General features: G+C 71.1%; 22 protein-coding genes. 9 read left to right on the top strand and 13 right to left on the bottom strand.

Annotated features, from left to right (window positions below; translation table 11 throughout):
• Window positions 1-40: 40 nt before the first annotated feature.
• Window positions 41-1,882, bottom strand: a complete 1,842-nt coding sequence (locus ACNAVT_RS01885) for a phosphoenolpyruvate carboxykinase (GTP) (protein ID WP_416292191.1) — start codon at window positions 1,880-1,882, stop codon at window positions 41-43.
• A gap of 426 nt (window positions 1,883-2,308) precedes the next feature.
• Between ACNAVT_RS01885 and ACNAVT_RS01890 the strand changes: the two genes are divergently transcribed.
• Both ACNAVT_RS01890 and ACNAVT_RS01895 read left to right on the top strand, forming a co-directional pair.
• Entirely contained in the window at window positions 2,309-2,899 is a 591-nt protein-coding gene (locus ACNAVT_RS01890) for a GtrA family protein (RefSeq protein ID WP_416292192.1), read from the top strand.
• A 63-nt stretch (window positions 2,900-2,962) separates the two neighbouring features.
• A complete protein-coding gene (locus ACNAVT_RS01895; RefSeq protein ID WP_416292194.1) occupies window positions 2,963-3,658 on the top strand; it encodes a GtrA family protein in 696 nt (231 codons plus the stop codon).
• Between the two features lie 86 nt (window positions 3,659-3,744).
• Here ACNAVT_RS01895 and ACNAVT_RS01900 read toward each other — a convergent pair whose 3' ends face one another.
• Together ACNAVT_RS01900 and ACNAVT_RS01905 are read right to left on the bottom strand one after the other, a co-directional pair.
• Window positions 3,745-4,317, bottom strand: coding sequence for a PH domain-containing protein (locus ACNAVT_RS01900; RefSeq protein WP_416292196.1), 573 nt, complete (start codon window positions 4,315-4,317; stop codon window positions 3,745-3,747).
• 119 nt (window positions 4,318-4,436) lie between these two features.
• A complete protein-coding gene (locus ACNAVT_RS01905) occupies window positions 4,437-5,312 on the bottom strand; it encodes a biotin--[acetyl-CoA-carboxylase] ligase (RefSeq protein ID WP_416292198.1) in 876 nt (291 codons plus the stop codon).
• 96 nt (window positions 5,313-5,408) lie between these two features.
• Here ACNAVT_RS01905 and ACNAVT_RS01910 point away from each other — a divergent pair, with 96 nt between their 5' ends.
• Window positions 5,409-6,992 carry an acyl-CoA carboxylase subunit beta gene (locus tag ACNAVT_RS01910; RefSeq protein WP_416292200.1) on the top strand — a complete coding sequence of 528 codons (1,584 nt, stop codon included), beginning with the start codon at window positions 5,409-5,411 and terminating at the stop codon, window positions 6,990-6,992.
• Window positions 6,993-7,037: 45 nt separating this feature from the next.
• Here the strand turns inward: ACNAVT_RS01910 and ACNAVT_RS01915 are convergent, their stop codons facing one another.
• From ACNAVT_RS01915 to ACNAVT_RS01940, 6 genes are all read right to left on the bottom strand, one after another.
• Window positions 7,038-7,895, bottom strand: coding sequence for a hypothetical protein (locus ACNAVT_RS01915; protein WP_416292202.1), 858 nt, complete (start codon window positions 7,893-7,895; stop codon window positions 7,038-7,040).
• Entirely contained in the window at window positions 7,888-8,388 is a 501-nt protein-coding gene (locus ACNAVT_RS01920) for a SigE family RNA polymerase sigma factor (RefSeq protein WP_416292204.1), read from the bottom strand. The genes ACNAVT_RS01915 and ACNAVT_RS01920 overlap by 8 nt, the downstream gene beginning before the upstream one ends.
• Window positions 8,389-8,452: 64 nt before the next feature.
• Window positions 8,453-9,436, bottom strand: coding sequence for a ketopantoate reductase family protein (locus tag ACNAVT_RS01925; RefSeq protein ID WP_416292206.1), 984 nt, complete (start codon window positions 9,434-9,436; stop codon window positions 8,453-8,455).
• 72 nt (window positions 9,437-9,508) lie between these two features.
• On the bottom strand, window positions 9,509-10,252 hold the full coding sequence (locus tag ACNAVT_RS01930; protein ID WP_416292208.1) for a M50 family metallopeptidase: 744 nt from the start codon (window positions 10,250-10,252) through the stop codon (window positions 9,509-9,511).
• A 148-nt stretch (window positions 10,253-10,400) separates the two neighbouring features.
• The gene (locus ACNAVT_RS01935) at window positions 10,401-10,631 is read right to left on the bottom strand and encodes a hypothetical protein (RefSeq protein ID WP_416292210.1); all 231 of its coding nucleotides are present in this window, start codon (window positions 10,629-10,631) and stop codon (window positions 10,401-10,403) included.
• An 89-nt stretch (window positions 10,632-10,720) separates the two neighbouring features.
• Window positions 10,721-12,706 carry a protein kinase domain-containing protein gene (locus ACNAVT_RS01940; protein ID WP_416292212.1) on the bottom strand — a complete coding sequence of 662 codons (1,986 nt, stop codon included), beginning with the start codon at window positions 12,704-12,706 and terminating at the stop codon, window positions 10,721-10,723.
• Between the two features lie 91 nt (window positions 12,707-12,797).
• Here ACNAVT_RS01940 and ACNAVT_RS01945 point away from each other — a divergent pair, with 91 nt between their 5' ends.
• The 5 genes from ACNAVT_RS01945 to ACNAVT_RS01965 all read left to right on the top strand — a co-directional run bounded on the left by ACNAVT_RS01945 (window position 12,798) and on the right by ACNAVT_RS01965 (window position 17,447).
• Window positions 12,798-13,010: an acyl-CoA carboxylase subunit epsilon gene (locus ACNAVT_RS01945; RefSeq protein ID WP_416292214.1), complete on the top strand. Its 213-nt coding sequence runs from the start codon at window positions 12,798-12,800 to the stop codon at window positions 13,008-13,010.
• A gap of 115 nt (window positions 13,011-13,125) precedes the next feature.
• Window positions 13,126-13,578 carry a hypothetical protein gene (locus ACNAVT_RS01950; RefSeq protein WP_416292216.1) on the top strand — a complete coding sequence of 151 codons (453 nt, stop codon included), beginning with the start codon at window positions 13,126-13,128 and terminating at the stop codon, window positions 13,576-13,578.
• A 1,420-nt stretch (window positions 13,579-14,998) separates the two neighbouring features.
• Window positions 14,999-16,117, top strand: a complete 1,119-nt coding sequence (locus ACNAVT_RS01955) for a S8 family serine peptidase (protein WP_416292825.1) — start codon at window positions 14,999-15,001, stop codon at window positions 16,115-16,117.
• Window positions 16,118-16,127: 10 nt separating this feature from the next.
• Window positions 16,128-16,784, top strand: a complete 657-nt coding sequence (locus ACNAVT_RS01960) for a Maf family protein (protein ID WP_416292218.1) — start codon at window positions 16,128-16,130, stop codon at window positions 16,782-16,784.
• A 9-nt stretch (window positions 16,785-16,793) separates the two neighbouring features.
• On the top strand, window positions 16,794-17,447 hold the full coding sequence (locus tag ACNAVT_RS01965; RefSeq protein ID WP_416292220.1) for an O-methyltransferase: 654 nt from the start codon (window positions 16,794-16,796) through the stop codon (window positions 17,445-17,447).
• Between the two features lie 33 nt (window positions 17,448-17,480).
• Here the strand turns inward: ACNAVT_RS01965 and ACNAVT_RS01970 are convergent, their stop codons facing one another.
• The 4 genes from ACNAVT_RS01970 to ACNAVT_RS01985 all read right to left on the bottom strand — a co-directional run bounded on the left by ACNAVT_RS01970 (window position 17,481) and on the right by ACNAVT_RS01985 (window position 21,364).
• Window positions 17,481-18,833, bottom strand: coding sequence for an MFS transporter (locus ACNAVT_RS01970; protein WP_416292222.1), 1,353 nt, complete (start codon window positions 18,831-18,833; stop codon window positions 17,481-17,483).
• Window positions 18,834-18,895: 62 nt separating this feature from the next.
• Window positions 18,896-19,651, bottom strand: coding sequence for an ABC transporter permease (locus ACNAVT_RS01975; protein WP_416292224.1), 756 nt, complete (start codon window positions 19,649-19,651; stop codon window positions 18,896-18,898).
• Window positions 19,652-19,668: 17 nt separating this feature from the next.
• On the bottom strand, window positions 19,669-20,628 hold the full coding sequence (locus ACNAVT_RS01980; protein ID WP_416292226.1) for an ATP-binding cassette domain-containing protein: 960 nt from the start codon (window positions 20,626-20,628) through the stop codon (window positions 19,669-19,671).
• Window positions 20,629-20,752: 124 nt separating this feature from the next.
• Window positions 20,753-21,364 carry a PadR family transcriptional regulator gene (locus ACNAVT_RS01985; protein WP_416292827.1) on the bottom strand — a complete coding sequence of 204 codons (612 nt, stop codon included), beginning with the start codon at window positions 21,362-21,364 and terminating at the stop codon, window positions 20,753-20,755.
• Window positions 21,365-21,511: 147 nt separating this feature from the next.
• Between ACNAVT_RS01985 and ACNAVT_RS01990 the strand changes: the two genes are divergently transcribed.
• On the top strand, window positions 21,512-23,260 hold the full coding sequence (locus ACNAVT_RS01990; RefSeq protein ID WP_416292228.1) for an acetyl/propionyl/methylcrotonyl-CoA carboxylase subunit alpha: 1,749 nt from the start codon (window positions 21,512-21,514) through the stop codon (window positions 23,258-23,260).
• Window positions 23,261-23,297 lie beyond the last annotated feature (37 nt).

Below are 23,297 nucleotides of genomic sequence, written 5' to 3' on the forward strand. Positions count from 1 at the left end.
CATGGCGTCCGACGGTGCCCGGTGCGGGCAACCGGCACAGCTACTTCTGCGGCTCCACGTCGAGCCGGGCGCGCAGCGCGTCCAGCTCGGCCCAGAGCACGCCGGGGAGCTTGTCCCCGAACTTCTCGAACCACTCGGTGACCAGCGGGAGCTCCCGACGCCACTCCTCCGGGTCGACCTTGAGGGCGATCCGCACGTCCTCCGGGGTCATGTCCAGGCCGTCGACGTCCAGCGCGTCCTGGGCCGGAACCATGCCGATCGGGGTCTCGACGGCCTCGGCGCGGCCCTCGATCCGCTCGATGACCCACTTGAGCACCCGGGAGTTCTCGCCGAAGCCCGGCCAGAGGAAGCTGCCCTCGGGGTCCTTGCGGAACCAGTTGACGTAGTAGATCTTCGGCAGCTTGGACTCGTCGCCGTCGACGCCCTTGCCCATCTCGATCCAGTGCCGGAAGTAGTCGCCGGCGTGGTAGCCGATGAACGGCAGCATGGCCATCGGGTCGCGACGGACCACGCCGACCGCGCCGGAGGCGGCGGCGGTGGTCTCCGAGGAGAGCGTGGCGCCCATGTAGACACCGTGCACCCAGTCACGGGCCTCGGTGACCAGCGGGACGGTGTCCCGGCGCCGGCCGCCGAACAGGATCGCGTCGATCGGCACGCCGTTCGGGTCGTAGTAGTCGTCGGCCAGGATGGGGCACTGCGTGATCGGGGTGCAGAACCGGCTGTTCGCGTGCGAGGAGAGGTTGTCGCTCTCCGGCGTCCAGTCGTTGCCCTTCCAGTCGATCAGGTGCGCCGGCGGCTCACCCATGCCCTCCCACCAGATGTCGCCGTCGTCGGTGAGGGCCACGTTGGTGAAGACGGAGTTACCGCGGTCCAACGTCCGCATCGCGTTGGCGTTGGTCTTCCAGTCGGTGCCCGGCGCGACCCCGAAGAGGCCGTACTCCGGGTTGATGGCGTAGAGACGACCGTCCGGGCCGAAGCGCATCCAGGCGATGTCGTCGCCGATGGTCTCGACCTTCCAGCCCGGGATGGTCGGCTCCAGCATGGCGAGGTTGGTCTTGCCGCAGGCCGACGGGAACGCGCCGGCGATGTGGTAGACCTTGCCCTCGGGCGAGGTGATCTTGAGGATCAGCATGTGCTCCGCGAGCCAGCCCTCGTCGCGCCCCATCACGCTGGCGATCCGCAGCGAGTAGCACTTCTTGCCCAGCAGCGAGTTGCCGCCGTAGCCGGAGCCGTAGGACCAGATCTCCCGGGTCTCGGGGAAGTGCGAGATGTACTTCGTCTCGTTGCACGGCCACGCCACGTCCTGCTGGCCCGGCGCGAGCGGGGCGCCGATCGAGTGCAGCGCGTGCACGAAGTCGGCGTCGTCGCCCATCGCCTCCAGGATCTTCGACCCCATCCGGGTCATGATCCGCATCGAGGCGACCACGTACGGGCTGTCGGTGATCTCGACGCCGAACATGGGGCTCTTCGCCTCGACCGGGCCCATGCAGAACGGGATGACGTACATGGTCCGTCCGCGCATGGAACCGCGGTACAGGTCGGTCATCGTCCGCTTCATCTCGGCCGGCGCCATCCAGTTGTTGGTGGGGCCGGCGTCCGCCTCGTCGGCGGAGCAGATGAAGGTGCGCTCCTCAACCCGGGCGACGTCCGAGGGGTCGGTCCGCGCGTAGAACGAGTTGGGCTTCTTCTCGGGGTTCAGCCGGATCAGGGTGCCACTCTCGACGAGCTCGTCGGTGAGGCGGCGCCACTCCTCATCGGACCCGTCCACCCAGACCACCCGATCGGGGGTGGTCAGTTCCGCGACCTCACGTACCCAGGCGAGCAGTTTGGGGTGGGACGTCGGGGCCTGATCGATACCCCGAACAGTAGCCGGAGCAACCATGTCACATCTCCTTGTGGTCGACGCTGACCGATGTATGGGATGCACGAGTTCTGGCGAGCAAGCGCCTCGCCTTCGTGGAAACCTGGGATTGGGCTCAGCGTAAACCGGGCTGCCTCCCGAGTCAGTGGGACTGGTTGTGAAGAACTGCACAAGGCACGGCCACGCTGCGGCATCACGATCTGATACCCGCTTTCGCGCGCAGTTTCACGCAAATCCTGCGGAGAACCTTCGCCGGCATCGGCGTCGGCGACCCCGTGCGGGTGCACGATGTGCGGAAGCACACCCGGACGCCAGGACCGACGATTCCGCGATCCCGTCCACAATTGCGCCACAGCCGGTTACGCTCTGCTCACGGACATACGGAGCGGACGACGAGCACCGGAGGCCGCACCTCGTCTCTCCGCCGGAGGTGCGGCCCGCTTCCGGTTGCTACCACCCCCGGGTACGCGCACCCGGTACTCTCGGCGGGTGGCCGCGACGATGACCGGAGACCAGCCGGGGCCTCCGCACACCCGTCGAGGTCTGTTCGGCAGCCTGATGGACCGGTTCGGTCACCTCATCCACGAGCTGAGCAAGTTCGCCACCGTGGGTGGGGTCGCGTTCCTCGTCGACTTCGCGCTCTTCAACTACCTGTCCAGCGTCCAGCACGTGTCACCCGTGCTGGCGAAGACCATCTCCACGGTGGTCGCGGCGACCATGGCGTTCCTCGGCAACCGGTTCTGGACCTGGCGGCACCGCCAGCGCTCGAATCCGGCTCGCGAGTACGCGCTGTTCTTCTTCTTCAACGGGGTCGGCCTGGGCATCGCCGTGGCCTGCCTTGCGATCAGTCGCTACGGGCTGGGCGCCATCTGGCCCGCGGTGTTCCAGACCGCGCTGGCCGACAATGTGGCCAGCTTCATCGTCGGCACCGGCCTCGGGACGCTGTTCCGATTCTGGTCGTACCGGCGGTTCGTTTTCGTGGAAGCGGGAACTCTTCCCGTTCCGGGAACGAGCCACGACCGAGAGTCCGGGGCGTGACCCACCGCCCATCCCGTCCCGCCGGGCCGAGTCGGCCCTGCCCACTGCCCTAAGGTGTTCCGCATGCCTCTTGTCCGTCTGCTGCCCGAGCGATGGCAGAAGTTCATCCACGAGGCGCTCAAATTCGGCATCGTCGGTGGCATCAACACCGTCATCAATTACGCAGTGTTCAATGCGCTGGCACTCACGGTTTTCCGCACCGGCCAGCTCAAGGCGACCGTGGTCGCGACCATCGTGGCGACGATCACGTCGTATCTGATGAATCGGCACTGGACGTACCGGGACCGGCCGAAATCGGCCCTGCGCCGCGAGTACGTCCTGTTCTTCCTGTTCAACGCCACCGGCCTGCTCATCGAACTGGGCGTCCTGGCGGCGGCGAAGTACGGCCTCGGCGTGACCAGCCTGCTGATGCTGAACGTCGCGAAGACCGGCGGCGTCCTGCTGGCCACCCTGTTCCGTTTCTGGTCGTACCGGACGTTCGTCTTTCAGCCGGTCTCGAGGCACGCGGAGGAGACCTGGCACAGCATCCCGCGTGACGAATGGGACACCATGGCGGAGATGGATCCGGTGGCGGAGTTGGCAGAGTCGGTCGGCGAGCTGGAGGAGAACGACCGCCGGGCGGGCGTACGGGCCGACTACCCCCTGCCACAGGGGCGCCCCGCTCCGGCGGACGCCGGCCTCGGCCGCACCCTCGGGGGCCTGGACGCGGAGCTGGCCGCCGAGCTTCAGCCCACCCTCCGCCGCTTCCCGCGCCGCTGACCGCGCCCGGCCACCGGCCACCGGCCGATGATCATGGGGTTGTCGCCGCGGCGGCAACCCCATGATCGACACGGGCCGGGAGTGGGTCAGGCGGAGGGATCGCGGAGGGGCTTGCCCTCCCGCATGTCGGCCAGGATCTCGCGCATCTCGCCGTCGCCCAGCGAGTGCTTGTCGTGGTGGGCCTCGACCAGCTCGTAGAGCCTGGTCTGCACCTTGTCGACGTGCGGCACGTCGACGAGCACCGACTGCCCACGCTCACCGGCCGACTCGATGGTGAGCGTGCCGCAGCCGAGCAGCCGCTCCACGAAGCGCTGGTGCATGGAGTGGTCGTTGATCCGGGTCAACGGCAGATCCCGCCGGTCGCGGGAGAAGACGCCCTTCTGGAGCAGCACTCGCTCGTTGGTGAAGAGGTAGTGGGTGGTGCGCCAGAGCAGGAACGGCCACAGGCCCAGCCAGAGCACCAGCGCCAGGCACAGCGCGGCGATCGCGTAGAGCGCGATCATGCCGCCGTTGCCGTCGGGCAGCAGGACCCAGCCCGCGACCACCGCCGCGACGGCGAGCACCAGCACCAGGATCGGCCGGATCAGGGCCTTCCAGTGCGGGTGCAGGTGCAGCACGACGTGCTCGTCCTCGGTGAGCACGTCTTCGGGGAACGCCACGGAAACCTCCTCGCAGAACAGGACGCGCTGACCGTAACCGGTCGATGCCAGCAACGGGAACAGCCGCGCGGTCGGCGTTGAGCGCCCTGCTCGTGAGCGCCCAGGAAGGGCCGGTCCGTTCAGCGGACGTGAAGGACGTCGCCAGCGGCCAGGCGGAGCTCGCCGGCCGGGGTGTCGACCTGCAGCTGGCCGTCCGGGTCCACCCCGGTGGCGGTGCCGCGTACCTCCCGGCCGTCGGGGAGCAGCACGCGAACCTGGCGGCCGACAGTGGCACAGGCGTTCACGTACGCCTCCCGCAGGCCGCTGGCGACCGCGTCGCCGCCGGCGGCGCGCCAGCGGTCGTACCAGTCGGCGAGCGAGCGGAGCAGCGCGCGCAGCAGCGGGTCCCGGTCGGTGGCGGCGGCGCCGGCGAGCTGGAGCGAGGTGGCGGGCAGCCCGCTGGGGTTCTCCGGCAACTCGTCGGCGCGCAGCGTCACGTTGAGGCCGATGCCGATGACGACCGCGGACGGCTGGGCCGGAGCGCCGCCCGGCACCGCCTCGGCCAGCACCCCCGCGCACTTGGCGCCGTCGATCAGCAGATCGTTGGGCCACTTCAGGCGGGCCTCCAGCTCGGCCAGCCGGGTCACCGCCTCGACCAGCGCGACTCCGGCGAGCAGCGGCAGCCAGCCGTACCCGACCGGGGGCACGGGCGGCCAGCCGCGCTCCGGGACCGCCTCACCGGGCCGGAGCAGGACGCTGGTCGCGATGCCGGCTCGCGGCGGCGACTGCCAGACCCGGCCGCGCCGGCCCCGCCCGGCGGTCTGCCGTTCGGCGACCACCACCAGGCCCTCCGGCTCGCCGGCCGCGGCCGCCTCGACCACGTCGGCGTTGGTCGAGCCGGTCTCCGCGCGCAACTCCAGGCGACGCCACGGTCCGTGCGGGGCGACCAACGCGCGCCGCAGCCGGGCCGCCGACAGCGGCGGACGGTCCAGGTCGGTGTACGGCGAACCGGGCATCCCGCCAGCCTACGGCCCCGGCGTCGCCCGGGCGCCGACAGCCGGTGAGGCGGACTGCACAGCGGCGCCCACCTGAACCATCGTTATATTCCCTGGGTGACTACCGAGACCGGGATCAACATCCACACCACCGCCGGCAAGCTGGCCGACCTGGAACGCCGGGTCGACGAGGCGGTGCACGCCGGGTCGGCACGCGCGGTCGAGAAGCAGCACGCGCGGGGCAAGAAGACCGCCCGGGAGCGGATCGAGATGCTGCTCGACGAGGGCTCCTTCGTCGAGCTGGACGAGTTCGCCCGGCACCGGTCCACCAACTTCGGGCTGGAGCGGACCCGGCCGTACGGCGACGGCGTGGTGACCGGCTACGGCACGGTGGACGGCCGCAAGGTCTGCGTCTTCGCGCAGGACTTCACGGTCTTCGGCGGCTCGCTCGGCGAGGTCTTCGGCGAGAAGATCGTCAAGGTGATGGACCTCGCCATGAAGATCGGCTGCCCGGTCGTCGGCATCAACGACTCCGGTGGCGCGCGGATCCAGGAGGGGGTCGCCTCACTCGGCCTCTACGGTGAGATCTTCTTCCGCAACGTCCGGGCCAGCGGCGTCATCCCGCAGATCTCGCTGATCATGGGTCCGTGCGCGGGTGGCGCGGTCTACTCGCCGGCGGTCACCGACTTCACCGTGATGGTCGACCAGACCTCGCACATGTTCATCACCGGCCCCGATGTGATCAAGACGGTCACCGGCGAGGACGTCGGGATGGAGGAGCTGGGCGGCGCCCGGACCCACAACACCCGCAGCGGCAACGCGCACTACCTCGGCACCGACGAGGACGACGCGATCGAATACGTCAAGGCGCTGCTGTCGTACCTGCCGTCGAACAACCTGGACGAGCCGCCGGTCTTCGAGGCCCCGGCCGAGCTGGGCGTCACCGACTCCGACCGGGAGCTGGACACGCTGATCCCGGACTCGGCGAACCAGCCGTACGACATGCACCAGGTGCTCGAGCACGTCCTCGACGACGGGGAGTTCCTCGAGGTCCAGCCGCTCTACGCGCAGAACATCGTGGTCGGCTTCGGCCGGGTCGAGGGGCGCCCGGTCGGCGTGGTCGCCAACCAGCCGATGCAGTTCGCCGGCACGCTGGACATCGCCGCGTCGGAGAAGGCGGCCCGGTTCGTACGCACCTGCGACGCGTTCAACATCCCGGTGCTGACCTTCGTGGACGTGCCCGGCTTCCTGCCCGGCACCGGGCAGGAGTGGGACGGCATCATCCGCCGCGGCGCCAAGCTCATCTACGCGTACGCCGAGGCCACCGTCCCGAAGGTCACCGTGATCACCCGCAAGGCGTACGGCGGGGCGTACGACGTCATGGGTTCCAAGCACCTCGGCGCGGACCTCAACTTCGCCTGGCCGACGGCGCAGATCGCGGTGATGGGCGCCCAGGGCGCGGTGAACATCCTCTACCGGCAGGAGCTGGCGAACGCCGAGGACCCGGCGGCCGTCCGGGCCGAGAAGATCGCCGAGTACGAGGACACGCTGGCCAACCCGTACATCGCCGCCGAGCGCGGATACGTCGACAGCGTGATCCCGCCGCACGAGACCCGTACCCAGATCGTCCGTGCCCTGCGGGTGCTGCGTACCAAGCGGGAGACCCTGCCCCCCAAGAAGCACGGCAACATCCCGCTCTGACCCGGGCCCGAGGCCCCCGCCGATCACGGCGGGGTCTCGTCGCCGTCAACAGCGCGGATTCGCGGCGGAGCACATGCGCTCGGCGGCGGTGAGAGCCAGGTCCCGCACCTGCCCCTCATCGATCTTGTCCGCCGGGTCGAAATTCATCCCGACATCCGGGGTGAGCACCGTGACGAGGTCACCGACCTGCACGACCGCGCGCAGGTCCTCACCGTTCGACAGGCCCGCCGAGCCCCAACCTTCCGATGACCAGACGCGCCGCAGCAGGACGGCCCGGTCCCCGGCGAAGTCCAGGTCCAGCACCTGCCAGCGATACTGGATCGACACCGTCACGGGCCGCCCGCCCCGCTCGGTCGGCGTCGTCTGCAGCCACGTCGGGCAGGCCCCCACCAGCCGGTCGAGATCCGCGAAGAGCCGGCCGGGCGCGGCCGGCGCCAACCGGTAGACGTCCTGGACGAGCACCTGCAGCGGAAGGCGCTGAATCCGGTCGGCGCGCAACAGGTTGCGGGACCGCGAGTAGCGTGACTCCACCGGCGCCACGCTCACGCCGTGTTCCCGGCCGCACGTCTCGAGCATCGAGTCGACCTGCACGGGCTCTCCGAGGCCCGACTCACTGATCTCCATGTCCGCCTGCACCGGCAGGTCAGGCTCGGACAGCAGCGCCTCGGCCGGGATCTCGGCGCGCGCGCCGGCCACGCCGGCGGGAGTGGGCGGCGCGTCGCGGTGAGCGGCCACCGCGACGGCGGAGGCCGAGCTGACCGCCAGCACGGCCACGCCCGCCACCAACGCCGTGCGCCGGCGCCGACGCCGGGCCCGGGCGCGGATCTCGCCCGGTTCGGGCCAGCGGACGTCCCGCAGATCCCGCTGCACCAGATCGACGAATGCCATGTCCTCGTCACGCATCGGCGGCCTCCTCCAGATCCACGACCGCGAGCAGCCCGGCGAGCGCGGCACGCCCCCGGGAAAGCCGTGCCTTCACCGTGCCGACCGGGGCCGCCGTCTCCCTGGCGACGTCAGCGACCGGCATACCGAGCAGGTAGTAGAGCGCGATGGCGGTGCGTTGTTCCTCGGGCAGCCGGCGCAGCGCGGCCACCACCTCGACGGTGTCGGTGCTGGGCGGCGCGACACTCTCCTCCGCCCCGTGCCGCAGGTACGCCCGCGCGCGGCTGCGCAGGCTGCGCCACCGGCTCACCGCGATCCGGCTGGCCACCACCCGGAGCCAGGCCTCCGGGTCGTCGTACTCGCGCACCGTCGACCAGCGCTGCCAGGCCCGGATGTACGCCTCCTGCACGGCGTCCTGGGCCTCGGCGAGGTTGCCGGTGAGCACGTAGACGAAGCCGAGCAGCCGCTGCCGGCTGCCCCGATAGAACTCGTCGAACCCGTCGACGTCCGACACGCTGTTACCTCCCCCGTGACGGTCGCAGGTGAGACGCCTGGGGCCGGGGGTGCGGTTGCCCCGGTCAGCCGATCATTTTCTCCAGCTCGGCGAGGGGGAACCCACCGGCCGGGATCCGTTCGCGTACCGCCCGACGGACGGCGAGCTGGACCGCCGCGTTCGCCGGCGTCGGTACGCCGTGCAGCCGGCCGAGCAGCACGATCTCGCCGTTGAGGTGGTCGGCCTCGGCGGAGCCGGCACCCCGGGCCAGGCTCTGCCAGGTGGAGCCGCCGGCCCGCTCCTCGCCGTCGACAGGGCGGCGCTGCACCTGGTCGCCCCGCTCGGCGGCCTCCTCCTCGCGGGTGGTGTGCGGGATGCCGGCGGCGGCCAGCGCGGCCTCCCCCTCGGTGCGTACCCGGGCGGCGAGCGCCTCGGGGATGTCCGCGCCGAGCAGCGCCTGGAGGCCGTTGCCGAGGTTGCCGAGCAGTTTGCCGTACTTCCACCGCATCGCGTCGTCGCGGACCGGGGCGACGAACCCGGCGGCGGTCAGATCGCCGGCCACCGCCCGGCTGGCGTCGTCCGATCCGGACGGATAGCGGCCCAGGTGCAGCATGCCCGAGTGTGGATATCCGTTGGCGACGACCACACCCGGCTCCAGATGGGTGGCGGGCAGCCAGACGCAGACCGGGTGCACCCGGGCGAAGAGCCGCAGCGCGGCCCGCTCGTTGGCGACGCCGTTCTGGGCGAGGAAGATCGGCAGCCGCTGGCCCGCCGTGCCGCCACCCTCGACCGGGGCGTCCACCCAGGTCGCCAGGGCCGTCCCGGTGTCCTGCGACTTGACGGTCAGCACCAGCACGGTGTCGGCCGGCAGTGGGCGGTCGTCCGGCCCGTCCGCGGCCGGGAGCCGGCCGGTCACCGTACCGTCCGGCGTCCGCAGGACCAGGCCCCGCGCCTGGATCGCGTCCAGGTGCGCGCCGCGGGCCACCAGCGTCACGTCGCGGCCGGCCGCCCCCAGCCGTACGCCGATGGTGCCGCCGACCGCGCCAGCCCCGATGATCACGTATCGCATCTGTCTGATTCTGCCTCGCCTGCTCGACCGCCGTGGCGCGCCAGCACCGGGCCGAGGTCGGAGCGCGGTGGCTCAGCCGGTGAGGCCGGCGTCGGTGAGGATCGGGCCGGCGAGCAGCAGCGTGCCGGCGGCCAGCGCGGCCAGGCTGACCAGCATGAACACGCTCACCCAGAACAGCGCAGGGAACGGGGTGAGCCGGGCGAGCTGGTCCGCGTCGGACTCGGGCATCCGGCCTCGACTGCGCACCCGTTGCAGTTCGACCACCGGGCGTACGCCGCCGAAGAGCAGGAACCAGACCGACGTCCAGGCGAAGGCCGCCTGCACCTCAGCGGACGCGTACCAGGACACGGCGAGCACCACTCCGCCGGTGACCAGCAGCGACAGCACGCCGAAGACGTTGCGGATCATCAACAGCATGGCCAGCAGCAGCGCCACCGCGATCCAGAGCAGCAGGGTGATCCGGTTGCCGGCGAGCAGCCACCCCCCGGCGAGACCGAGCAGCGCCGGAGCCACGTACCCGGCGAGCAGGGTGAGGATCATCCCCGGCCCGCTGGGGCGGCCGGCGGAGAGGGTGAGCCCGGAGGTGTCCGAGTGCAGCCGGATGCCGCGCAGCTTCCGGCCGGTCAGCAACGCCACCAGCGCGTGGCCGCCTTCGTGGGCGATGGTCACGGCGTTGCGGGTGATCCGCCAGGGCACCCGGGTGGCGACCACTGCCAGCGCGACAACGGCGGTGAGCAGGACCAGCAACGGCGGCGGCTCGGGCTGCACGCCGGTCAGCTTGTCCCAGAGGGTGGTCAGGCCGTCGATCAGGGGCATGGGGCGGGAGCCTACTCCGCGAACCCGCCTGATCTCGCTGGCCCACTACGCCTGACCGGTTACGACGAAACAGATCGGCAGCAGCAGGACCCAGCTGTCATGTCGACAGCTCGTCCGGCTGCCGCCGTCGTCGTCTACGGCGCCCCGGTCAGGCCCGGCGTCGCGTGCCGGCCGGCGCGGGCGCCGCGCCCCGTCCGGTCAGGGTGGTCCGCCGGGCCAGGCGCCACGCCGCCACCCCCACGACGACGAGGGCCGCGACAGCGAGCACCCCGATCGGCGCGGAGAGGCCGGCGCTCATCAGCAGCAGGACGATGTCCCCGAGCGCGACCAGCATCCACAGTGCCAGCCGGGGTCCGGTGTCCTTGTGTCGGTAACCCATGTCGTACCTCCTTCCGTCGTCGCGGGTTCCAGTACCCCGTACGACAGGAGGCCATGCGAGTCAGTTCGCGGCGGGGGGACTCCCCGGTCTCAGTTCCGCCGGTCCGGCTTGAAGCCGGTGGTGATGATCTCGAAGTTGGACAGGTTGGCCTCCCAGTCCTTCTCCGGCACCTCCCAGCGGAGTGCGTAGCCCCGGTTGCTGGCGGTGACCACGCCCCGGTTGCGCACGTGGAAGCGGACGTTCTTTCGCGTCTCCAGCCAGTCCCAGTCCGCGCAGGTGCGGTAGTAGGGGTCGCAGCGCGTGATGTTGACGAGCTTGTAGTCGTTGACGCGGCGCTTGCGGGCCGGCTCCTGCTTCTGCCAGTCCGCGTAGGCGTCCTTCTTGGGGGTATCGGTCCACTGGATGAGCAGCACGCGCCCCGCGCCACCGACCTCGTACAAGACGACGGAGTGGTCGGCGGCACGGACGCTGGCTCGCCACCCGTCGGGGATCGGCACCTGGAAGCCGTTCGGGCCCGTGTAGTAGTGCCAGCCGGCGGGCAAAGTGTCGGAGGATGCGGGCGGGGTCGCCGAGGGAGTCGGGCTGGGCGCTGCGCTGGTCGGCGCGGCCGACGTCGGTGGGGTGCTGGTGGTGGGCGGTGCGGAGGTGGCGGCGCTCGGCCGGCCACCGCCGCCCTTGTCGTCGCCGCTGTTCAGCAGCGGCACAGCCACCGCGAGGCCGATCAGCAGCGCCGCGACCAGCGCGCCGATGAGCAGGTTGCGTCGGTTGCGCTCCGGCTTCGTACCCGGAATGACCGTGGCCCGGCCGCTCGGCGGTGCCGGACTCACCGGCGCGGCCAGGACCGCGGTCGGGGTCCTCGGCGGGGACGGCGGCTCCACCCGGGTGTCGACGGCCGGCGTGCCGTCCACCTGCGTCTCGTCGAGGGCGGGGTCGGGCCCGTCCACCCGCGTCTCGTCGACGGCGGGCTCCGGGGCGGCGTCGAGCTTCGCGGTCGGCTCGGCCACCGGCAGGTCCACCTTGGCGGTGGGCCCCACATCCGAACCGTCGGGAACCTTGGCGGTGGCATCCGCGGCGACCGCCGCGCCACCGGCGGCAGCGGCAGTACCCGTGGCGGGCTTGCGCGGGGCCGGGGTGGCCGGCGGCTGCCCGGCGCGGTCTGCCGGACGCGGCGCCGGAACCAGTGGTTGGCGCGGCGCCCGCGACCCGTTCGGCCCCGGCCGGCGTACGCCGTCGAGCAACGAGATGCTCTTCGCGCGCCGGCCGACGGCCTTGCGGAGCAGGCGCTCCGCCACCTCGGCGGGAATCCGCTCAGCCGGGTCCTTGCGCAGCAGGCCCTGCAGGACCGGCTTGAGCGGCCCGGCGTTCTTCGGCGGCGGGAGCGGCTCGACGGCGAGCGCGGCCAGGGTGGCCATCGCCGACGGCCGGGCGTACGGGGACTTGCCCTCCACGGCGGCGTAGAGGGTCGCGCCCAGCGACCAGAGGTCGGCCTCGGGCCCCGCCGTGCCGTCCCGCGCCCGCTCCGGCGCGATGTACGCAGGCGAGCCCAGCACCATGCCGGTGCGGGTGACGTTCGGGTCGCCGGGGATGGTGGCCAGGCCGAAGTCGGTGAGGACCACCCGACCGTCGTTGCCGAGCAGCACGTTGCCCGGTTTGACGTCGCGGTGCATGACGCCGGCCTTGTGGGCGGCCTTCAGCGCGCCCAGCACCCCGAGGCCGATCTCGACGGCCTTGGCCGGCGACACCGGGCCGTCCTCGGCGATGGTGTCCTGCAAGGACTTGGACGGCACGTACTCCATGACGATCCACGGATCGCCGTCGGTCCGCAGGACGTCGAAGATGCGGACCACGTTGATGTTGTTCAGTCGCGCGATCGCCCGCGCCTCCCGCAGCGAGCGTTCCCGCATCTCGCGGCGCTCCTCCGGGGTGAGGCTGGGCGGCGGAACAAGCTCCTTGATGGCCACGTCCCGGTGCAGCACCTCGTCGCGCGCCTTCCATACCCGACCCATGCCGCCTTGCCCGAGCGGCGAGATGAGCCGGTACCGGTCGGCGACAAGTTGGGGAAGTGCGCTAGACATCGCTGAAACCGTACCCGGCGGCACCAACCGTCACGCCGCCGGCACGCCACTGTGCGACCAAGGTCAAGTTCTCGACGCGTACCCTGGCCTCATGCCTGCCGAAGAACCGCTGTTCCGGATCGTCCGCGGGGTGCCCACGGCCGAGGAGCTGGCCGCCCTGGTCGGCGCCATCGTCGTGCGGGCCCGACCGGCCGGCGCCGCGGTGCCGGCCGCCGTGTCGCAGTGGACACGCAGCGGTCGCGCGGCTGGCGCTGCGCTCGTCGCCGGTCCAGGCGCGTGGCGCGCCTCCGGCCTCCCCCACTGACCTTCCCCCGGGGTACGAGCTGCCTGAGCCGAACGCGCGAGCGGGGCTGCCAGGAACCTTGCCGAGCCACTAATCTCACTCAGGGAAATGGTGCGGTGACGGACAGGGAGGGTCGATGATCCCCGAGGAGGATCGGCCAGCGGGCTGGCTGCGGGGCTACGGCGGCATCGAGGCCGACATCCGACAGATGCGGGAGTTCGCCGACCGGCTCCAGGACGAGGTCACCCGCAACTACGCCCCGCACCTGTCGTACATCGCCGACGACATGAAGGCACCGGTCCCCAACCCCGCGGACGCGTTCATCGAGCTGGTCCAGTTCCTTCAGGCGCACCACGAGACCCAGCAGGCCACGGTCCACATGGTCTGGGACCTCGGCCCCGCCACCGGCCACCTGGCCGGCGCCGCGGGCCGGATCGCCGATCAGTACGTCAACTCCGACGCGTTCTCCGCCGCCCGGGTCGCCGACGTCGAGCGGGCCCTCGGGCGCTCCGAGGCGACCGTGGGACGCCCCGTCCCCGCGCTGCCCGATCCGACCTCACCCGAGGACGGGCCGGTGGTGCTGCCGTGATCGAGCGGGGCAGCGGCCGCACGTCGGGCGTCACCGACTGGCGGCTGATGGACGTGCTCAGCATGTGGGCGTGCCTCCACGACCAGGAGACCGCCGGGCAGTGGAAGCAGGTGGCCGGGTGGCGCAAGATCTGTGACCTCGCCCGGGTCCACCTCGGCCGGCTCCAGGAATATCGCCTAGGCCTCGCCGACGCCTGGCCGCCGGAGAGCAACGCCGCCGCACGGGCCTACCTCGGCGAACTGGACCAGCTCATCGACAAGGTGCAGCGCACCCACGACGCCGCCGCCGCGAACTACGACGCACTCGCCGCCGCCACTCGCGCCATCGCCAGCACCCGCGCCGAACTCGAGCCGATCCACGACGAGTACGCGGCCAAACTCCAGCACAAGCGGGCGTACGAGGCCACGCTCGCCGACCTGAAGGCGGTGGCCGGCAGCCGCCTACCCGACCAGCCACCGGTGACGGACGCGGACCTGGAGCGGTTGAACGTGCGGGCGCGGAGTTTGATGACGGGGTTGAGCGGCGAACTCCAACAAGCCCAAGTAATGCTCCGCCAGCCCCCACCCCCAGCTCGGCCAGTTCGCGACTCCACGAACGGTGATCCCTATGGGGGCCCTGCCGACTCCGTCCCGATCATCCCACCGGTCGTGCCGGTGCCGACCGAACCGGCGTCCGCGATGCCCGTGGCCGCCACTGGCAAGCCCGCGAGACCTGTTCCCACACCTCCTGGTCCAAGTGCAGGCCCTGTCCTTGGAACTGGGCCGGTCTTAGGCGGCATCGCAGCAGGACCAGCAGCAAGTCCAACCATCCCAGCATCTGGCGTCACCTCGCCAGCCCCTCCGGCGGCTCCGTCTCTAGGCATCGGACAACCGCCAACGCTGCCAGTTACTGCACCGTGGCTACGAGGTGGCACAATGAATCCGCTCGGTGGCCCGTCTGGCGATGCCGGCAAAGCCAGCTCGCCGACCGGTAAGGGCCTACCGAACAACCCTGCCCTCTCAAACCAACGGCCCATACCGCCCGGCGGCATCATCGGAAATCCCCTCGGGACGGCCCTAGGCCAGCCCGGAAGTCCGATGTCCCCTCGCCGCGTAAATCCGGTGGGAGGTGTAATCGGTAGCGGCGCCGCTGGCACATCACCACAAGGGGCCGCAGGATCTCGTCCCGGCGGCGTTCGCGCATCCCAACTTGGTACCGCCAACGTAATGCCGCCAATCAGCGGCTGTTTGGATCCCTCCTCATCAACGGGAGGAACTAGCCGCCGGAAGCCGAGCCAAGACAAGGGGCGCAATTGGGATCCGCACAATCCTTGGGAGACCGAACGGGGTGTTGATCCTGTAATGCGGTCGCCCAACGAGGACGGCCCGATTGATCCGGGACCCGCAATTGGATTCGACAGGTGAAACGCGGCTGGAGCCCACTGCTCGCCACTACCTTGTCCGCAACATCGCTTCTGTTACCTTCTCCAGCAAACGCCAAGGGCACGCAGCCAGGAGTAGATCGCGTCCGCAGCGACCAGTGGCATTTGCAATATCTACAAATAGCAAAGGCCCATCGCCTTAACCTAGGCGACGGCGTAACGGTAGCGGTACTGGATACCGGCGTCGACTCTCACCCTGATCTGGTCCCCAATCTGCTACAGGGAGCCGATGCAATTTCGGGAGGAACCGGCAATGGCCAGCATGATCTAATCGGCCACGGGACTGGGATGGCGGGCTTGATCGCAGCAAGAGGCCGAGGCGGCACCCGGGGAGCCCTTGGCATCGCTCCCCACGCCCGGATCTTGCCAGTCATTGTTACGCCCACTGATGGAGGCGGCGAATCAGATGCCCTAGCGGACGGGATCGAATATGCGATCTCTCATGGGGCTAACATCATCAGTATCTCAAGCGTAGGCGGCGCTACCCAACGACTCATAAAAGCAGTCAATGCTGCACTTTCAGCGGACGTCGTGATAGTTGCTTCAGCGGGTAACCGTCCCCAGGATGCCTTCGTTGGATATCCGGCCTCCCGAGACGGAGTCATTGCGGTCAGCGGTGTAAACAAGGATGGCTCGCACGCTGCCGTCTCGGTCACAGGTCCGCAAGTCGACGTCGCCGCACCGGCTGTGGACATCTACAGCACCAGCATCAACGGCACTTACCGAGTCGGCACCGGGACGTCCGACGCGACAGCCATCGTCGCTGGCGCAGCCGCGCTGATCAGATCCAAGTTTCCCGACCTGCCCGCGCAGGAGGTCGCGCACCGCCTGACCGCCACCGCGATCGACAAGGGACCACCCGGCCGTGACGACGAGTACGGCTACGGCGTCATCGACCTGGTCGCCGCGCTCACCGCAGACGTACCTCCGCTGGGCTTCGAGTCCACGGCGGCGACCGCGCCCGCCTCGACCAGGGCGGCGTCAGCAGAAGCGAGCGGAGACGGCGCGACCGCCCGTGGCCTGGCGACACTGGGCGTACTGCTGGCGGCGGGCGGCGGCTATCTGGTCTGGCGACGACGCCGCCGTGCCGACGACCCGCCGCCCCGAATCAGCCGGTAGCGTCGGCGGGGTGTTGAGTTCCCTACCGCTGCGCCTCGTGCTCGCCTCGCAGAGTCCCGCCCGCCGCAAGCTGCTCCAAGCCGCCGGGATCGAACCCGACGTGCTGGTCAGCGGCGTCGACGAGTCGCAGGTGGTCAGTGACCGGGCGGAGGATCTGTGCCTGGAGCTGGCCCGGCTGAAGGCGCAGGCGGTGCTGGGCCGGCTGCAGGCCACGCCGGACGAGCGGACGCTGGTGCTCGGCTGCGACTCGGTGCTGGCGTTCGACGGGGAGATCCTGGGCAAGCCGGCGGACGCGGCGGACGCCACCCGGCGGTGGCAGCGGATGCGCGGCCGCAGTGGCGTGCTGCACACCGGGCACTGCCTGATCGACATCGTTCATGAGGCGCGGGCGGAGGCGGTGGCCTCGACCACGGTGCACTTCGCGGACATCAGCGACGCGGAGATCGCCGCGTACGTGGCGACGGGCGAGCCGTTGGCGGTGGCCGGGGCGTTCACCATCGACGGGCTGGGCGGGGCGTTCCTGGCCGGCATCGAGGGCGACCCGGGCACGGTGGTGGGGTTGAGCCTGCCGCTGCTGCGCAGCCTCCTCGGTGAGTTGGAGCTGAGCATCACCGATCTGTGGACGAAGGTCGCGCCCGGGGGCCAGGAGATCGACCATCTCGGTTAGCGTCCGAGCATGAGCACGAAATCCTTGCCGCTGACCCCCGAACTGCTCGCCTACCTCGTGGCGCACGGATCGGCTCCGGACGAGATCGTCCGCGAGCTGGCCGCGGAGACCCGGGCCGCCCTTCCCGCGCAGGCGGACATGCAGGTCGCCCCGGAGCAGGCCGCGTTCCTGACCTTCCTCACCCGGCTGCTCGGGGTGCGGCAGGCGGTGGAGGTCGGCACGTTCACCGGGCTCTCCTCGCTGGCGATCGCCCGGGGGCTCGCCGAGGGCGGCCGGCTGACCTGCTTCGACATCTCTGAGGAATACACCGGTGTCGCCCGGCGGTACTGGACCCGGGCCGGCGTGCACGACCGGATCGAGTTGCGGATCGGCCCGGCCGCCGACCGGCTGCGGGAGCTGCCCCGGGAGCGATACCTCGACTTCGCGTTCATCGACGCCGACAAGGTCGGCTACCCGATCTACTGGGACGAGCTGGTGCCGCGGATGCGGCCGGGCGCCGTCATCGCGGTGGACAACACCCTGCGCGGCGGCCGGGTGCTCGCCCCGCAGAACGCCGACGACCGGGCCATCGCCGCGTTCAACGACGAGATCCTGTCCGACGTACGCACCGACGTGGTCATGCTCCCGCTCGCCGACGGCGTCACCCTGGCCCGGGTGCGCTGAGCCGAACGCCGCCGCCGCGCCGCAACGGATCGATCAAACGGCCGGACGCGGCGCGCGCAGGGCTCGGCCGAGCCGCACGGTGAGCAGCACGGCCGCCACGATGAAGCCGGGCAGCAGCAGGAAGGCCAGGTGCGGCCCGACGCCGTCGGCCACCCAGCCGAGCACGACCGGCGCGATCCCGAAACCGACCCCCATCGAGTACGACGCCCAGCCGGCCGCCTTGTCCGCGGCCGGCCCGGCGACGGCGAGCGCGATGGAGATGGCCAGCGGGTAGTGCAGGGCGTTGCCCAGTCCGAGCACGACCAGGCCGGTGACCGCCAGCCAGCCGACCGGGGCGGCCCAGAAGAGCGTGAACCCGACCAGGGAGACGGCCAGCGCGGCGAGCAGCAGCGGCACCGGCGGCCAGCGCAGCGCGAACCGGCCGCCGGCCACCCGGCCGACGAACATGCCGCAGACGATCGCGGCGATCGCCGCCGAGGCGCCGCCGGCGCCGAGCCCGGCGTGGGTGCGGAGCACGTCGGCGGCCCAGAGCGACAGGCACACCTCGATCGAGCCGGTGACCGACATCAGCACCCAGGCGATCCAGTACGTCGCCGGCAGCCGGTCGGACGCACGGGTGCCGGCCGGGCCGCCGCTGGGCGCGCCGGTCCCGGCGAGCCCGTCCCGCGCAGGGGCCGGCGAGCCGACCGGTGCCCCGCCGGCCGCCTCCGCCGTCGCCGAGGCGGTCACCGCGACCGGCTCGGCGGCAGCCGCGGCAGCCGACGGCTCCAGGTCACTGCGCGGCGTCAGACGCGCTGAGCTGGAGTTGTCGCAGGGGGCACCGTTCGGTAGGCGTACCCGGAACGCCAGGGCGGCGAGGGCGACGAGCGCGATCAGCCCGACCTCGACGGCCATCACCGGCCGCCAGCCATGGCCGGCGTCGACGGTGGCGCCGATGACCAGCGGCGCGAGGATGCCCATGCCGGCGCAGGCGGCGTTGGCCTCGGTGAGCGCGGCGGGCGCGGCGGGCCCGTGGTGGGCGGTGAGCACGACGCTGACCCCGCTGATCACCATCATGCCGAAGGTGGCGATCAGGGCGACGACGGCGAGGGTGGCCGGCAGCGGACGCAGCAGGCCGAGGGCGGCGACGCCGGCGGCCACGCCGGCGAGGCCGAGCCAGATGGCCGGGCCGCGGCCGAGGCGGCGGGCGGCCGGCGCGAAGAGCGCCCCGCCGAGCAGCGCGCCGACCGCGATGCCGGTGCTGTGCAGGCCGGCGACGGCGGCGCTGGTGCCCTGTTCATCGCGGAGCAGGGGTACGACCGGGCCGAACCCGTAGAGGAAGAAGCCCCACAGCCCGAGTTGGGCATAGGCGAACCAGGTCGTCCTGTCATGGGTGAGGCGGGGCACCGGCCCACGCTACGCGCGTCGAACCGGTGCCCCGCCCCTGGTGAGAGGCAACTCTCGTCGACTCAGCGGACGCTGCGGGCGAACTGCCGGGCGGCCCAGACCACACCGGCGACGGCGAGCACCGCGATGATCGTCAACCCCTGCCAGACCTTGGCGTTGCTCAGGTCACCGGCGAACAGCGCCCGGACGCCGTCGACCGCCCAGGAGAACGGGTTCCACTTGGCGACGCCCTGCAGCCAGCCGGGGGCGAAGGTGAGCGGCAGCAGGATGCCGGAGAGCAGCAGCACCGGCTGGGCGACGGTGTTCATCAGCGGGGCGAGCGCGTCCTCGCTCTTGACCTTCAGCGCGACCCCGTACGAGACGGCCGAGGTCATCAGCGCGATCAGGGCCAGCATCAGGTACGCCAGGAGCAGGTAGCCGATGAACACCCGCAGGTCGAACAGGAGCGCCAGCACGGTGATGATGACCGCCTGCGCGATCAGCGAGACCACGTCCCGCAGCGAGCGGCCGAGCAGCAGGGCGAGCCGGCTGATCGGGGTGACCCGGGACCGTTCGATGACCCCGGCGCGCAGCTCGGCGATCAGGCCGAAGCCCTGGAACAGGCCACCGAAGATGGCCAGCAGCACCAGCAGGCCGGGGACGAAGACCTTGTAAGCCTCGGCCTGGGTCGACACCCGCAGGGCGGGCTTGAGCAGCGGGGCGAAGAGCAGCAGGTACATCACCGGCTGGAAGACGCCGACGAAGACCCAGACCGGGTTGCGCAGCAGCAGCTGGATCTGGCGCTGGAAGATCAGCCAGGTGTCGCGGGCGAGTTTCATGAGGGTTCTCCTGTTGGTCAGGACTCGCGCAGCGAGCGGCCGGTCTTGGTGAGGAAGACGTCATCGAGGCTGGGGCGGTGCAGCTCGATGGAACGCAGGTCCAGCCCGGCGCCGTCGAGGCGGCGCAGCACCTGCGGGATGGCGGTGGCGCCCTCGTCGACGTAGAGGCGCAGGCCGCCCTCCTCGGCGGTCTCCAGCTTGTTGACGTACGCCTCGGTGTCGAGCAGTTCGGCGGCGCGCGGGGTGGCGGCGGCGTCGAGGCCGACCAGCACCACCTCTCCGGAGATCTCCCGCTTCAGCTCGGCCGGGGTGCCCTCGGCGACCACCTCGCCATGGTCCATGATCGCGATCCGGTCGCAGAGCGCGTCCGCCTCGTCCAGGTAGTGCGTGGTGATGAAGACGGTCATCCCCTCGGTACGCAGCCGGCGGATCTCGTCCCACATGTGCGCCCGGCTCTGCGGATCGAGGCCGGTGGTCGGCTCGTCCAGGAAGACGATCTTCGGCTCGTGGATGATGCCGAGCGCGATCTCGACGCGCCGGCGCTGGCCGCCGGAGTAGGTCTTGCACTTGCGGTCGGCGAACTCGCTGAGCTGGAAGGCGTCCAGGGCGCGGGTGGCGCGCCGGTGCGCCTCGGCCTTGGAGATGCCGTAGAGCCGGGCCTGCAGCACCAGCTCCTCGCGGGCGGTGGACTCGTCCCAGGTGCTGCCGCCCTGGGCCACGTACCCGATCCGGCGGCGCACCTCGGCCGGGTCCTTGCGCAGGTCGGCCCCGGCGATGGTGGCCTCGCCACCGTCCGGCTCGATGAGGGTGGCGAGCATCCGCAGGGTGGTGGTCTTGCCCGCGCCGTTGGGGCCGAGGAAGCCGAAGATCTCCCCCGCGGCGACATCGAGGTCGACGCCCCGGACCGCATCCACCGTCTTTGTCTCGCGACCCGCGCGGGAGCGGAACGACTTCCGCAACCCTCTGGTCTCGATCATGTCTGTGCTCCTGGTCGTCCCGGGCCGGACGTGACCGGCCGCCGATCGTCCCACGAGGAGGACAAACCACTCCCCGCGATTCGGGCCGACACTAACGCGATATAGCGTCTGTGGTCAACGTTGATTATTCCGCGTTGGCGGTGCGATCCGGCAGTCGGTCCTCCCAGCCCGACCATCCCTCGGCCCCCTCCAGTTCAGCGGGCAGGTATGACACTCCCGACTCGATCCGCTCGGCGATCCGCTCGCACCAGGCCATGTCCGCCTCGCCCCGGGCCAGCCACAGCTCGAACATCCACCCGACGTGCACCGGCTTCCTGTTGCGCACCCAGTCCGAGTCCAGCGAGGCGCGCATCGACTCGATACCGGCCCGGATCAGGTTGGCCCGGTTGCGCAGCGCCGCCGCAGCCTCGTCGCGCGGCATCGCGGGCAGGAACGAGAACGCCGCCACGAACGGGTCCGGCGGCTCGTGGAGCTGCCACCACTGCGCGCGCAGCAGGGTCTCGAACTCGTCCTCACCCTTGGGGGTCACCTCGTAGGTGGTGCGGGCGGGACGGGCACCCACCTGCTCCGTGGACACCGCGCGGAGCAGCCCCTCGTCGGCGAGCTTGCGCAACGCGTGGTAGATCGATCCCGGTTGCACGTTGGCCCACTTGTCCGCGCTCCAGCTCAGCAGCTCACGGCGCACGTCGTAGCCGTGCACCGGCTGCATCCACCTGACCAGGCCGAGAATCATCATCCGCGTTGCCGACACCGGACAAGCGTAATAGCCAAGTTTGACTAGAGCGCGATGTGACCGTGCCGCATCCCACCCTGAGCGATCGTTAGGGCCAGGAGAGTGGGCCGATACACTCCCGGAATCGACCCTCCGGGAGGAGCCACCAAGGTGCGCAAGGTACTCATCGCCAACCGCGGCGAGATCGCCGTCCGCGTCATCCGCGCCTGCCGCGACGCCGGCCTGGAGAGCGTCGCCGTCTACGCGGACTCGGACCGGGACGCCCTGCACGCCACCCTCGCCGACGAGGCGTACGCCCTGGCCGGCGACACCGCGGCCGACAGCTACCTGCGGATCGACAAGCTGATCGACATCGCCGCGAAGTCCGGCGCCGACGCCGTGCACCCCGGCTACGGCTTCCTCTCCGAGAACGCCGACTTCGCCCAGGCCGTCATCGACGCCGGGCTGACCTGGATCGGACCGACCCCACAGGCGATCCGCGACCTGGGCGACAAGGTGACCGCCCGGCACATCGCCCAGCGTGCCGGCGCGCCCCTGGTCCCCGGCACCCCGGACCCGGTCGGCAGCGCCGACGAGGTGATGGCCTTCGCCGTCGACCACGGCCTGCCGGTCGCCATCAAGGCGGCCTTCGGCGGAGGCGGGCGCGGCCTCAAGGTTGCCCGCACCATGGAGGAGATCCCGCACCTGTTCGAGTCGGCCACCCGCGAGGCGGTCGCCGCGTTCGGCCGGGGCGAGTGCTTCGTCGAGCGGTACCTGGACAAGCCCCGGCACGTGGAGGCGCAGGTCCTCGCCGACCAGCACGGCAACGTGATCGTGGTCGGCACCCGGGACTGCTCGCTGCAGCGCCGGCACCAGAAGCTGGTCGAGGAGGCCCCCGCGCCGTTCCTCACCGACGCGCAGCGCCAGCAGATCCACCACAGCGCCAAGGCGATCTGCCGGGAGGCCGGCTACCACGGCGCCGGCACGGTGGAATACCTGGTCGGCGTCGACGGCACCATCTCGTTCCTGGAGGTCAACACCCGGCTCCAGGTGGAGCACCCGGTCACCGAGGAGACCGCCGGCATCGACCTGGTCCGCGAGCAGTTCCGCATCGCCGACGGCGAGAAGCTGCGCTTCACCGAGGACCCGACCCCGCGCGGACACTCGATCGAGTTCCGGATCAACGGTGAGGACCCGGGCCGCAACTTCCTGCCCGCCCCCGGCACCATCACCGCGCTGCGGCTGCCCACCGGGCCGGGCGTCCGGGTGGACACCGGCATCTCGGCCGGCGACGTGATCGGCGGCAACTTCGACTCGCTGCTCGCCAAGGTGATCATCACCGGCGAGACGCGTACCGAGGCGCTGGAGCGGGCCCGCCGGGCGCTGGACGAGATGGTCGTCGAGGGCATGGCCACCGCGTTGCCGTTCCACCGCCTGGTGGTCCGGGACGAGGCGTTCACCGCCGAGCCGTTCACCGTGCACACCCGGTGGATCGAGACCGAGTTCGACAACACCGTTCCGGCCTTCACGGCCCCGGCCGTCGCCGTCGAGGGCCCGGCCGAGCGCGAGACCGTGGTGGTCGAGGTTGGGGGTAAGCGGTTGGAGGTCAGCCTGCCCGCCGGCCTCGGTGCGGGCACGGCCGCCGCGCCCGCCGCGAAGAAGCCCGCCCGCCGGGGCGGCGGCGCCAAGGCCGGCGCGGCGGCCAGCGGCGACGCGCTCACCTCCCCCATGCAGGGGACCATCGTCAAGATCGCCGTCGCGGAGGGCGACACCGTCGCCGAGGGGGACCTGGTCGTCGTCCTCGAGGCGATGAAGATGGAGCAGCCGCTGCACGCCCACAAGGCGGGCACGGTCAGCGGCCTCGCCGCCGAGGTCGGCGCGGTGATCAGCGCCGGCGCCCCGATCTGCACCATCGCCTGAGGGGTGAGAAAGGCACCTCCGGCAGGGCAGGGGCCCT

This window comes from Micromonospora sp. SL4-19, from assembly GCF_047921475.1.
Lineage (GTDB): Bacteria > Actinomycetota > Actinomycetes > Mycobacteriales > Micromonosporaceae > Micromonospora.